The organism is Limihaloglobus sulfuriphilus (assembly GCF_001999965.1).
Lineage (GTDB): Bacteria > Planctomycetota > Phycisphaerae > Sedimentisphaerales > Sedimentisphaeraceae > Limihaloglobus > Limihaloglobus sulfuriphilus.
Genome location: NZ_CP019646.1, coordinates 1,234,355 through 1,247,232, shown reverse-complemented (window position 1 = coordinate 1,247,232; position 12,878 = coordinate 1,234,355). Strand labels below are relative to the sequence as shown.

Annotated in this window: 12 protein-coding genes; 4 read left to right on the top strand and 8 right to left on the bottom strand. The window is 46.0% G+C overall.

Annotation, left to right across the window (positions count from 1 at the left end):
* Positions 1-3 precede the first annotated feature (3 nt).
* Positions 4-1,902, top strand: a complete 1,899-nt coding sequence (locus SMSP2_RS04705; protein WP_146682852.1) for an alpha-glucuronidase family glycosyl hydrolase — start codon at positions 4-6, stop codon at positions 1,900-1,902.
* Here the strand turns inward: SMSP2_RS04705 and SMSP2_RS04700 are convergent.
* Positions 1,899-3,050, bottom strand: coding sequence for an ISAs1 family transposase (locus SMSP2_RS04700; protein WP_146682851.1), 1,152 nt, complete (start codon positions 3,048-3,050; stop codon positions 1,899-1,901). The two genes, SMSP2_RS04705 and SMSP2_RS04700, sit on opposite strands and share 4 nt — an antisense overlap.
* A gap of 111 nt (positions 3,051-3,161) precedes the next feature.
* Here SMSP2_RS04700 and SMSP2_RS04695 point away from each other — a divergent pair, with 111 nt between their 5' ends.
* The 3 genes from SMSP2_RS04695 to SMSP2_RS04685 all read left to right on the top strand — a co-directional run bounded on the left by SMSP2_RS04695 (position 3,162) and on the right by SMSP2_RS04685 (position 4,780).
* Entirely contained in the window at positions 3,162-3,392 is a 231-nt protein-coding gene (locus SMSP2_RS04695; RefSeq protein ID WP_146682568.1) for a hypothetical protein, read from the top strand.
* Between the two features lie 8 nt (positions 3,393-3,400).
* Entirely contained in the window at positions 3,401-4,261 is an 861-nt protein-coding gene (locus tag SMSP2_RS04690; protein ID WP_146682850.1) for a carbohydrate-binding protein, read from the top strand.
* 63 nt (positions 4,262-4,324) lie between these two features.
* Positions 4,325-4,780 carry a hypothetical protein gene (locus tag SMSP2_RS04685; protein WP_146682849.1) on the top strand — a complete coding sequence of 152 codons (456 nt, stop codon included), beginning with the start codon at positions 4,325-4,327 and terminating at the stop codon, positions 4,778-4,780.
* Between the two features lie 43 nt (positions 4,781-4,823).
* Here SMSP2_RS04685 and SMSP2_RS04680 read toward each other — a convergent pair whose 3' ends face one another.
* The 7 genes from SMSP2_RS04680 to SMSP2_RS04650 form a co-directional block, all read right to left on the bottom strand.
* Positions 4,824-5,816 (bottom strand): ABC transporter ATP-binding protein, encoded by a 993-nt coding sequence (locus SMSP2_RS04680; RefSeq protein WP_146682848.1) that lies wholly within the window; start codon positions 5,814-5,816, stop codon positions 4,824-4,826.
* 19 nt (positions 5,817-5,835) lie between these two features.
* Complete coding sequence (locus tag SMSP2_RS04675; RefSeq protein WP_237048847.1) at positions 5,836-6,840, bottom strand: ABC transporter ATP-binding protein; 1,005 nt, start codon at positions 6,838-6,840, stop codon at positions 5,836-5,838.
* A gap of 1 nt (position 6,841) precedes the next feature.
* Positions 6,842-8,047: an ABC transporter permease gene (locus tag SMSP2_RS04670; RefSeq protein WP_146682847.1), complete on the bottom strand. Its 1,206-nt coding sequence runs from the start codon at positions 8,045-8,047 to the stop codon at positions 6,842-6,844.
* A complete protein-coding gene (locus tag SMSP2_RS04665) occupies positions 8,047-9,045 on the bottom strand; it encodes an ABC transporter permease (protein WP_146682846.1) in 999 nt (332 codons plus the stop codon). Before SMSP2_RS04665 ends, SMSP2_RS04670 begins: the two co-directional genes overlap by 1 nt.
* A gap of 54 nt (positions 9,046-9,099) precedes the next feature.
* Positions 9,100-10,824, bottom strand: a complete 1,725-nt coding sequence (locus tag SMSP2_RS04660; protein ID WP_146682845.1) for a peptide-binding protein — start codon at positions 10,822-10,824, stop codon at positions 9,100-9,102.
* Between the two features lie 132 nt (positions 10,825-10,956).
* Positions 10,957-11,787, bottom strand: a complete 831-nt coding sequence (gene zupT, locus SMSP2_RS04655; RefSeq protein WP_146682844.1) for a zinc transporter ZupT — start codon at positions 11,785-11,787, stop codon at positions 10,957-10,959.
* Positions 11,788-11,812: 25 nt separating this feature from the next.
* Positions 11,813-12,856 carry a Gfo/Idh/MocA family protein gene (locus SMSP2_RS04650; RefSeq protein ID WP_146682843.1) on the bottom strand — a complete coding sequence of 348 codons (1,044 nt, stop codon included), beginning with the start codon at positions 12,854-12,856 and terminating at the stop codon, positions 11,813-11,815.
* Between the last annotated feature and the right edge of the window lie 22 nt (positions 12,857-12,878).

Genomic DNA, 12,878 nt, shown 5'->3' with positions numbered 1-12,878 from the left:
TTTATGTTTTTTAGAATATTTTTTCCATTGCTTTTCTTGAGTGTCTGTAGTGTTTTTGCTTCTTCATCTCACATAATTATTTCAGATCAGGCCTCGCCTAAAGAAATTTATGCCGCCAGAGAATTGCAGCGATATCTTTATCATATCACTGGTGATCTGATTAAAATAGATGATAATTTGTCTTCAATTCGCGGAAAAGGCTTTGTATTAGGCGTCAAGGGCGGCACTGCGGCAGACCTTTTTACGAAATCAGCTTTGATTGATGAGCCGGCAGGGCTGATTGGAGAAGAAGGGTATATTCTAAAGAAAATCAATAATCGCGGCAATGAAATAATAGCCATCACAGGAGGTAGCGGCGTCGGCTGTATGTACGGCGTTTACGGTCTGCTGGATGATTATTATGATGTCGGTTTTTATTTCAGCGGTGATATTCTCCCTGAGCAGAAGAGAGAATTGTATCTGCCGGATGTTGATGAAGTTAAAAATCCAGCTGTTTATATTCGCGGATTTCTGCCCTGGACCAATTTCCCGCAGTCGGCAACCGTGTATTCATGGAATGACTGGAAATATATCATAGATACCGCCGCGAAAATGAGAATGAACTTTATCCATGTTCATAACTACAATTTTGGAAAGCAGTTTCACGGTCACAATGAGATGTACCATAATTTTGAGTACAAGGGCTATCTCTCACGTGTCTGGATGGCAACTGCCCGCAGCGGCCACATGTGGCGGGGGGAAAAGTGGAATATTGAAGACTACCTCTGGGGTGCGACAGATTTATTTGATGATTATGATTTCGGCTCAGACGCGGCTATTCATAACGAGAATCTCTCTAACCAGGAGGTTTTCGATAAGGGCCGCTCAATGTTTCAGAAAGTTATCGCCTATGCCCATGAGCGGGGTGTAAAGATAGGTCTTGGCCTGGATATTGATCTGATACCCAATGAATATACTGATAAATTCGGGATAAAGGCAGATGCCCCTGAACTTGTAGCGGCAAGGGTTGAACAGATTACGCGTGACTACCCTGATCTGGATGTGCTTTTGTGTTTCCATTCAGAAGGGCCGCAGGATGAAAAAGATTTCTGGCAGGGTATTTTCCGGATGTTCTACGATGGCATGAAAGAGAAGTCTCCACAAACAAAGATAGCTGTAGCTGGCTGGGGACTCAAGCCCGAGTTTGTGGAAGGTTTACCAGAAGATGTGATTTGTGCTCCAATCTCTGCTTATTCGGATAAATGTGTTTCCGGCAAAGAATACGGAGACAGGGAATACTGGGGTTGCCCATGGCTGGAGAGGGATTTTAACAGCTCTCAATATTATTATCCATACAATGTGCACCTTTCTAATACTGTAGAAGCCTGGAATCAGAGGGCTTCCAACATGAAAGGGCTTTACTGTCTTACGTGGCGGCTTACAGATGCAATTGATCCAAAGATCAGCTATATTGCCAAAGCGCCATGGGACAGCAAAGGCAGATATAAAACTTCTGAAGCCGTTTATTCAGAGTATGCCAGACGAAGCTATGGCGAAAATTCTGCCGCGAAGATAACAGATATCATAAATGAAAATGAACCATTTGCCAGCGGATTTGGCGAATGTACACCAACACCTGAGTTTTCCGGCTCTACCCGGCCCAACAGCGGAGAATATCTGTTTAATATAAGTAAATTCAAACTTACCGATTCTGTTTCTGGAAACTCTTCTGAATTTCAAGCTGTAGATTACAAACTTAACCGCGGCACACAGAAAGCCGAATGTTCCGAGGGAGGTGAGTGCGTAGGTTATATTCAGCACGGCAACTGGCTCAAATACGAGCCGGCAGAGATTACTACAGCGATGGATTCATTTGAGGTACGTGCCGGGTCTGCTGCAAATGGCCAGGGCAATCGCATCTAAAGTCCTTTATTTTGTTGTGTCAGCACGCGATATAGGTATTGCTCGTTCCAGCCGCAGCACAGCCTTCTGGTCTTTATGCCGACCTTGTGCTTGGTTTGCTGTTTTAGCAGATTCAGTGCTATTCGTGAGAGCCTTGCAAAATTTTCTGCTCCATAACCTTTTCTTATTCTCCTTTCATCGTCGGCAAAGCTGATATCTAAACACCAGTGTAAGGAGTTCTCTACCCCCCAGTGGCCCCTGATATATTTGAGTAAATCTTGCGGATTTTTGCAAGTCAGGCTTGATATGTAATACCGTTTCTCTACGCTTGTTTCATCTCCTATGCTCCTCTTTGCCTCCACACATATCAGGCTCTTGAGCCCGACCCAGTTTTTCTTTTCAGAGTTAAGGAATCCTACATTTGAAACAGCCCGCAATGTGCGTTCTTCAACCCTGCCGTGGCCTCCATCAGTTTCACTTGCAACAGTATATTGAATATTATAGACATTATCGTCTATACATTCATCAAAAAGGGTAACTGCATTTTTATGCAGGCCGGTCTGATTTGCCTTTAGCTGCAAGATATAGTCCCCATCATTTTCAATTACAGCATTAGCAATTTCCTTTTGGCAGCCCATAGCATCAGTTGTTACAACTGCACCATCTAAATCAATTAACTCCAAGAGCTTAGGTATAGCCGTTATCTCATTGCTCTTGGTTTCTGTTGCAATCTGCCCAATGACCATTTTGTTGGTGTCGCACCAGGCATTTACCATGTGAACAGCCGCTTTTTCAGATGCATAATCAACGCTTCTACGCATAGTTTTGCCGTCAATGGCTATGAGCCTGCCTTCACTCTTTTGGGCTAAGGCATTGACCCATTCAAGGAAGCATTGTTCAAATGAGTCGGGTTTGAGAGAAGAAAATACTCGTCCAAATGTGTCGTGAGATGGAATGCCATTAGGCAAAGAAAGAAAACTTTTAAACCACTCTTCTTTGCACTGAGCGAACTCTTCAACCTGTGTCCATCCATCAGCGCCACAAATTATTGCACAAATTGCAATGGATAAAATATCACTAAGCTCATGCTTGCGAGTACGCTCGACTCTGGGGTCTTCAATTGTCGAAAAATAGTCCATTAATCTGCGTTGGTTTTGTTCTTTTTTCATAATTTTCCTCGTTTTAACGTTGCAAAGATATAGAATACTATATATTATACTATAATGAAAAAGACAAAAAAAGCTATAAAATTATTAGAAAAAATCGCAAAAATAGAGCGAATGGAACGAGGGAAAATATGTCAGATGAAAAACCGGCAGCATTTCAACCACCAAACGTGGAAAAATGGAGCCAATGTTGTGCGATATGTCCCAAAGGATGAGCTTGAAGCACTGCAGGCTGACATAGATAGTTACAACCAATTCATGGACTTAGTGCAACAATATGCTGACGAAATCATACGGATAACACGCCTTGAAAGAAAAAAACTAACCGAAAAGCCTAAAAAATGATATTTTAGATGCGATTGCCCTGTGCAAATGGCGGCGCAATCGAGGTCAGGCTTGACAATCCGGACGGTCCGATATTGGGTTTATGCGAAATTCCAAATACTGGCGGCTGGCAGGACTGGCAGACGTTTAAAATCGATATCAATCCGATAAATCCTTCCCACGGCATATCGTTGACCTTTGTAGGGCCTGAAATCAACGATCTGCCCAAGGCTGTTGAGCAGCTGGCGGTTATAGACTGTTGCCTTGAGAACACCGAGAATCCGGCTTACAGGGCAAGGCTCGAAAAACTCCGATGCAGAATTCAGGCGACACATGACCATATCGTTCTTGAACAGACTTTTCCCTATGCGAAATGGAATGATCTTCCAAGTGCATTCGAGAGCTGGGCAAGAAACTTTACGCACAGGGTTGATGACATATCGTCACTGGGTAACGTTCAGAGCTCGCAGAACAGGTTTGTTCAGCTGCGGTATCTTGGAATGGAAAATTCACTCAGGCAAAAACAGCAGGTTAAGGCCCCGGCTTATGTTACGGCAAAAGGCACCAAAAGCGGGGCTTTGATTCAATGGAGAAACCGCCAGGATAATGTAATAGCCTTTAATGTATATAGAGATGGCGAGAAGGTAAACGAGGTTCCTCTTGGAGCCGATACACGAAGCTATACTGACAGAGCAGACGGAGTATTCGAATATACTGTAACCGCCATAGGAGACGCTGCGGCAGAAAGCCCGCATAGTGTTGCTTCTAAATGCCTGGCCGGGGATGCGGACGATGAAGCTCCACTTGTGGTAGTAATATCCGAGCCGGTTTCTGTCCGGGCCGGCCAGTCTGTTGAGATAACAGCAAGAATCCTCGATGGAAGGAGTTAAGACTGTATCTCCGCGAAATTGTACTACCGAAAACCTGGTGCTTTTTTCTGGACAGGCAAAACGATGAAACGCCGTAACCGGTCGATATTCTGCTGCACTGTTCCTGCATCAAAAATATCTGAGCAGGGTATTGAATATTATATAAAAGCATCTGATGGTAGAAATGAGAGCTTCTTCCCTGCCGCGGCCCCTGATCAGGTGTTGACCTGTATTCAGACTAAAACAGATAAAAATGCAGCTACTGAAGCACCTGAGCTTAGGGCTGAGGGTACAATAATAATCTGGAAACCTTGTGGGAAAGCCTTCTGGTATAAGATATACAGAGGTGAGAGTGCAAATTTCAAAGCTGATGGTGCAAGTTTTGTTACATATGTTTATAAAGATACATTATCGTTTGAGGACAACGCCCTCGATTTCAACGCAATGCCGATCGAAGGCGATTATTATTACAGGGTAACTTCAGTCGATTTTAATGACAACGAAAGCCGTATGTCTAATTCAGTAAAAGTGACCCGTTAGGCGGCGATAACCTGCATACTTGATATTTATGCTTCAAAGCTCTTTATATGCCCTTTTCCACCACTTTCCAGCAGGCTGTGAAATGGTCTTTGGAGACCTGCTCAAGTTTTATTTCCTGTTGACTGCAACGCTCCTCGGCATGAGGGCAGCGTGTATGGAACGGGCAGCCCGAGGGAGGATTTGAGGGACTCGGCACCTCGCCCTGGAGTATTATCCGTTTCTTTTTTGGATTCGGATCAGGCTCCGGTATGGCGCTTATCAGAGCTCGTGTGTACGGGTGCGATGGTGTCTTGTACAGACTTGATGAGCCTGCGTATTCCATTATCCGCCCAAGGTACATGACCGCCACGAAATCACTTATGTGCTTTACCACAGCCAGATCGTGAGCGATAAATATGTATGTCAGCCCCATCTCGTTCTGCAGGTCCTGAAGCAGGTTTACAATCTGCGACTGTATAGAAACATCAAGAGCGCTGACCGGCTCATCGCAGATAACGAGTTTTGGATTCAGGGCCAGAGCCCTGGCGATTCCGAGGCGCTGCCTCTGGCCGCCTGAGAATTCATGCGGGTAGCGGTTGGCATATTTGGCGGAAAGGCCGGATTTTTCAAGCATTTCAGCTACAATTCGGCCACGTTCTGTTCCTTTGGCGATTCCGTGTGCTGTGAGAGATTCACCGACAATATTTGCCACCGTCATTCGCGGGTTTAGAGAGCCGTAGGGGTCCTGAAATATTATCTGCATATCCCTGCGCACATTGCGAAGCTCTCTGCTGCCGAGTGTAAAAATATCTTTACCTTCAAATTCAACACTGCCTTCTGTAGCAGGTATCAGACGCAGTATAGTTCTGCCAACGGTAGTTTTTCCGCAGCCGCTTTCTCCGACAAGGCCAAGTGTTTTCCCCGCCGGCACGTCAAAACTTACACCGTTGACAGCCTTTACCCAGCCGACGGTCTTGGAAAAAATGCCCCGTTTTATGGGAAACCAGGTTTTTAAGTTTCTGACCTTTAATATTATGTTGTCCTGTTTGTCAGTCATATATCGTACCGTTTGTGGGTTATTTGCAGTAAAGCCAGCAGGCTGTATGCCGGCCGGGTTCTATTTCGACAAGCTGGGGTTCCTCTGAGCGGCATATATCCATACAGTGAGGGCATCTGGGATGGAACTTGCATCCCGGCGGGAAGTTGGAAGGGTTGGGCACAGCGCCGGCGATTGTCTCCAGCCGCGTGCTGTCTTCATCCAGTTTAGGCAGCGACCTTAGAAGCCCCATCGTATAAGGATGCATTGGTTTGGAAAACAGCGAGTTTATATCAGCCTTTTCAACAATTTTGGAGGCATACATTACCACTACATCGTGAGCGTTTTCAGCTACTACGCCGAGGTCATGAGTTATCAGCAGTATGCTCATGTTGTTGGTTTCCTGCAGCTGCCGCAAAAGCTCCAGAATTTGTGCCTGAATAGTTACATCCAGGGCCGTGGTAGGCTCATCTGCTATCAGCAGGGCGGGCTCGCAAGAAATTGCCATTGCTATCATAACACGCTGGCGCATTCCGCCCGACATCTGGTGCGGATAATCCCAGGCCCTTTTGGCAGGCTCGGCTATTCCAACCTTGTCAAGCATTTCCACGGCCTTTGTCCATGCCTGATCACCCTTTAGGTTCTGGTGAAGCTCTATCGCCTCAGCGATTTGTTCGCCAATTGTATATACAGGGTTGAGGCTCGTCATAGGTTCCTGGAATATCATGGCGATTTCATTGCCGCGGAGCTTTCGCATTTGTTTTTCGCCGGCAGTGGTTACCTCGACACCCTTGAACTTTATGCTCCCTCCAAGTATCCTGCCCGGCGGTGAGGGTATGAGTTTCATCGCTGTCATGGCGGTAACGCTTTTTCCGCAGCCGCTTTCGCCGACTACAGCGAGAGTCTTGCCGCGTTCTATATCGTAGCTGACATCATTGACGGCCACGATTTCTCCCTCATCGGTATAAAATCCGACAGACAGATTTTTTATTGAGAGTAATGTGTTGTCTTGTTTATCCATATTTATGTCTGGTTTCTTCTGCATATCAGGCGGCTTTCCTCAGACGCGGGTCAATAGCGTCCCGCAGGCCTTCACCAACGAGGTTGTAGGTTACGACTGTAAGGAATATCGCCAGTCCCGGAAACAGCGAGAGCCACCAGAGGAAATCCCCTGTGGGGCTTACTCCCTTGCTGAGCATTTGTCCCCAGCTCGGAGTCGGGGGCACCACTCCAAAACCAAGAAAACTCAAGGCCGCCTCTGTGAAAATAGCGCCGGCAATGCCGAAAGTTGCGTTTACCAGCACCGGTGCCATGCCGTTGGGCAGCATGTGCCTGAAGAGGATGCTTCGCAGCGGAAGCCCCAGTGCCCTGGCGGCCTGGACAAAATCCTGTTTGCGGAGCTTTAGAAATTCAGCTCTTACAAATCTGGCATTACCCGTCCATCTTGTAATGCCGATAATAATCATAATATTGAGCAGGCTCCGAGGGAAGAAGGCAACTATAGTTATTATTAAAAAGAAAACCGGTATCGCCATCATGATTTCGACAAACCGCATTCCTATAAAATCGACTTTGCCTCCGTAGTAGCCCAGCATAGCGCCCACGAATACCCCTATGATACTGGATATTCCTACCGCGACAAACCCTACAGACAGTGATATACGGCTGCCGTGAATGATCCTGCACAAAACATCCGAACCGACATCATCTGTTCCCAGCCAGTGCTGTGAAGATGGCGGCAACTGCCGGTTGGAAATATCAGTTCGGGCGTAATTATATGGTACCATCGGGAAGATAGCTTTTACGCCGTCTTTTTCCGCGAGGACTTTATAATTTGTCGTGTCAAGTCGTTTGGGTATAAGCGTGTAAAACAGCGTAACACCGCTGAGAACAATGAAAAGAAGTATCGTAATCTGTTTTACCAGCACATCCGACCTTACCGAAGGATCAATTTTCTTCTGGTTTCTTCTTGCCATGTAAACCAGAGAAACACCGCAGACTGCGGCCAGGAACACGCTGTAATCAGTCGCGTTTAGGTTACTGAATATCGGGAAGCTGATTCCGCTGTCATCTATGAAGAAGAACGGTTTGTCGTTAGCGATAAATGGTGCAAATACCGCAATGGCAAAAAGGAATATTATAAAATAAAGGCACGCGGCGTTGAGCCTGCTCTTGAAGAATTCCCGGCTGACCATCTGGCCGTAAGAGAGGCCCCATTCTGCCGGCGGAGTGTATGGCGTTTTGCTGCTCATTATTCTCCTCCTTCAAAACTGATTCTTGGATCGACCAGTGCGTAGGCAATGTCCGCCAGCAGCAGGCCGGTCAGGTTCAGAACGCCGGCAATTGTCGCGACAGCCATTATTACATTGTAATCCCTTGTGGTTACAGCCTCAAAAGCAAGCAGCCCCATCCCTGGTATGGTAAAAATCTTTTCAATTATCAGTGAGCCTCCAAACATTGCCGGCAGGATCGCCGCCATGATTGTTATGATGGGGATTATGCTGTTTCGCAGGGCATGGCGGAAAATCACCACGAATGTCGAGAGTCCCTTTGCTTTGGCCGTCCTGATATAGTCCATCCTCAGGTTATCCAGCATTCCGGCACGCAGAAGTTTTGTCAGATAGGCAAACCCCGTGTATGTCATGCAGGTAACGGGCAGGATAATATGCCATATTCTGTCTGCAAGCCATGGGAAAAACGCCATTGTGTCGGCGTTATTGCTGCTCAGTCCCGATGGCGGAAACCAGCTTATGTGTTCAGGGCTGCACAGGTAGCCGATCATCATCTGGCCCGCCCACATTGTCGGCAGTGACCATAGAATGAAAAGCACCAGTGAAGATCCCCTGTCGAACCAGCCCTTGTGGTTAAGTGCCGAGGTTACCCCCAGCGGTATCGCCACAAGATAAATAATAGTAAACGCAATCAGGTTGAGCGAAACCGTTATGGGCAGCCGTTCCTTGATTAACTCAATAACCGGCCGGTGGTGTTTAAAAGACTGGCCGAAATCCAGGCAGATTATGTGTTTGAGCCAGATGACATACTGAACCGGTATGGGCTTATCCAGTCCGTACTGTCTCATCTGGGCTTCGCGTATTTCTGTTCCTCTTTCGGTGTTAAGGGTAGCCTCGGGCCCCAAAAGCATTGAAACCGGGTCTCCCGGGGCGAGCCTGCTGATAGAAAACACCATTATAGTGATGCCCAGCATGGTGGGTATCATCAGCAATATTCTTCGTATTGTGTATTGAAACATATTTTATGTTTTCAGTTTAAAAGTACAGTTTTAACAGCCGAGCTTCTCAACCTGTTAATGATAACGCTGTTTATCCTGCGGCACATACCACTCCTTGGAGTTGAGGCCGAGTTTATGGATTGTAACGTTTTCAATGCGTTTGTCTATGAAAACGAGCGATTTTCTGTTGAACATGAACGTATATGGCTGCTGCTCGTGGAGAATCGCATGAAACTCATGAAAGAGTTTGTTTCGTTTATCAGGATCGATTGTTGCCCTTGCCTGGACGATGAGCTCGTCTGCTCTGGGTACGTTAAAGCCTACATAATTTGAGCCGCCTTCAATCTGGGAAGAATGCCATACCTGATAGGGGTCAGATTCCAGAGCTCCTGACCAGCCCAGAGTAACCGCTTCAAATTCCCTTTTATGCAGTTTGTCGGTAAACACCGACCACTCATACGGGTCCAGCTCCATTATAACCCCGACCTGTTCGAGCTGATCCTTAATTAAAAGGCACATCTTTTCGCCGGTCTCGTTGGCGCTGACTGTTGTAAGTTTGAAGTTGAAGGGGACGCCGTTTTTGTCCCTGACGCCATCGCCGTCTGTATCTTTCCAGCCGGCTTCATCAAGCAGCTCGCAGGCTCGCTGAGGGTCGAAGGGCCAGGGCTCAATTTCTGGGTTGTTCTGGTGTCCCATAAAGAAAAACGGCCCGGTGGTAACCCTGAACAGGTTTTTAAATAGATGCTCGTTGATGGCGTCTCTATCTACAATATGCGTCATTGCCTGGCGAACAAGTTTGTCTTTGAAGAATCTACTCTCAGAATTCCAGCCTACATACGTAAAGCCCGATGAGGGATTCCAGTACGATATTACATGGAAATTATTGCAGAATTCTTCGTCCTGTGAATATTTAACAAACTGCTCAGGTGTTACAGAGAGAACATCGAGAGTGTGAGACTGGAGAGCCTGAAGGGCAGCCTTATCGTTTGAAATGACCCTGTAAACGATCTTTTTAAAGTTGGGTTTGCTGCCCCAGTAATTTTCGTTCCTTGTCAGGACAATCTGACTGCCGACATCCCATTTGTCAAAGAGATACGGCCCGCTGCCCACAGGGTCTGCGCGGTTTTGGTTAAACTCGGAAGCATCCTCAAATTGATATACGTGCTTGGGTATTACAGGTATGCCGCCGAGCATCTCAAGAGACTTAAAATAAGCCCTGGACATCTTGAATACCACTGTTTTATTGTCAATTCTTTCATAGCCTTCTACATCCTTGTAGTAATTGGCCAGGTTTGCCGCATCAATTTCAGGGTTAATTATTGTCTCATAGGCAAATATAAGGTCGTCGGAGGTAACCGGTGTGCCGTCAGAGAAATACGCATCATCACGAATTGTGAAGGTGAATTCAAGTCCGTCATCGGATATTTCCCACGATTCTGCCAGAAGCGCCTCAAGCTCGGCAGTATCGTAATTATACGTGAGCAGTGTTTCAAAGATGTTGTTGCCGCCGTCAGAGCCGCAGATAAGACTGGCATATAAATCCTTGTAGGTTATAGGATTAAGCGTTGGCGGCTCGGATCCTATCCGCCGCACAAGCCAGTCGCCGGCTTTACTGTCATCGCTGCTGGAGGCGGGTGAGCCGTTTCCTGATGAAAACGACATATTTCCCATATCTTTCTGAAGTTTGTTGATACGCTCATACAGCCGGTCAGATTGCTTCATTGCCAGTATCTGGAATATCAGCAGCACTACCAGTGTCACTACCACAAAGAACTTAAAAAATGTTGATTTTGAACCCATTCAGTTATCTCCGTATATTATTAGCATATTTATATTTATAATAATAAAAAGCAGCAAAATGTAAAAGCAACTATCGGCAACTTTTGCAATCTATTCTAAAATTTGTGTTCATTAGTGTTCGTTTTAGCTGTTTTAAGCGAAAAGTGCCAGTGAAACAGCCATTACTATCATTCCGGTAACAACTCCGTACATTGAAACGTGATGCTCACCGTATTTTTCCGCCGCAGGCAGAAGCTCGTCCAGCGATATAAATACCATTATGCCGGCGACACTCGAGAAAAGTAAACCGAAAACAACCTCATTCATAAACGGCATCAGCAGCAGATAGCCGACCAGAGCACCAACCGGCTCGGAGAGTCCTGAAAGCGAAGAGTAGAAAAATGCTTTTTTGCGGCTTGCAGTAGCATAATATATCGGCACTGATACGGCGATCCCTTCCGGTATGTTATGTATAGCAATTGCGATAGCTATGGAAATACCCAGAGATGGATCTTTCAGGGCGCCTGTAAAAGTAGCCAGACCCTCAGGGAAGTTGTGTATCGCGATTGCAAGTGCGGCGAACATGCCCATTCTGTATAGCTGGCCTTTGCTGTCACGATGAACAGGAAGGTCTATGCTATCTGCGGTTTCTTCAAGCGGCCGCATTTCGTGGGGGTTTTCATATTCAGGAACCAGTTTGTCAATCAGAGCGATGATACCCATACCGGCGAAAAAGCCTACGATAGTCAGCCAGTAGCCTGTTGCCGGCGAAGTAGCTTCTGTAAGCTCATTTTTTGCTTTAAAGAAAATTTCTACCAGTGATATATATATCATTACTCCGGCGGAAAACCCCAAAGAACCGGTAAGCAGTTTCGTGTTTGTATGCTTTGCGAAAAAAGCAATTGCAGCACCGACACTTGTCGAAAGACCCGCAAAAAGAGTCAGTCCAAAAGCAAATAAAAAGTCATTTAAGCTGATTTCCATAAATTAGCCTGCCTTGAATGATCAATTAATTTTTTGCCAAAAGTTTCATCTGTTTCTCAGGATTTTCCGGCATCTTTGTTCTTGCCGAAATGTAAGCGCTGTCAACTAAGGCTGAAGCCTTTACGGCAGCCTCCGAGGAAGTATTTACTATACTGTTATTTAAAATTCCTGAATGTAGGTCATTGAGAAATTTAGTAATTGCGAGTTTTTTTTCAAAAGGGAATTTTTCCTGCCTGATTATTTCACCGGTACAGGGATTGCTTATTTGGAAAAAATCAGGTTCAGCAATGACATTTTCCTCTTTACCCAAAAGAAGGATTTTCTGTTTTTCCGGGATTGCCAGCCGGCTTGCGGATATATTTATAAGCATGTTGTCTTGTTGTGTCATCGTAACAAACGCACAGTCCTCTGTAAGGCTGCTTCGGATTCGGTTGTCCGATGTCTGATTTGTTAATACCGCATACACATCGACAGGCAGGCCGAAACTTTTTACGAGGGTTGTTATTATATCGAATGCACCGTTGAGTAAAACCCCGCCGCCGGCAAGGTTGGGATCAGTCTTCCAGCGATTATCCTCGCTTGCTGTGTCAACATAATTGTAGCTTTGTACGAGAGCCTGATAAAAGCCGTGGTTTTCAGGGCCTTTCTGCTCTATATACTCCCCAAAAGAGTGGAAGCCGTGACTGTATTTGAGTAAATTCACCGGCATATAAAAGGTCTGGTTACTCGCGGCAATCTCATATATGTCAACGGCTTCTGCAAGGTTTCTGCTCAGCGGGGGGATCTTGCAGATGTTTGTGCCGTTTTCCAGGGCAAGGCGGATGACTCCCAGCTCAGAGTTGTTTTTTTCCGAAACAACCAAGAGGTCAAACTGGTTCTTAAGCACGAGCTGACGGAAATCGCTCTCTGTTTCACAGTCCAACGAAGCCGCATATGATTCAGCAGCGCGATAATCGTCATCGGCAACAGCTGCCAGCTCAAATTGTTCGCTTTTAAGTGCGCATTCAAGGAAAAGTTTGCTGTTATCTGTTAATCCAAGAATACCGAATTTGAGCTTTTCATCGGTCATATTACAGTTTCCATGCCATCAG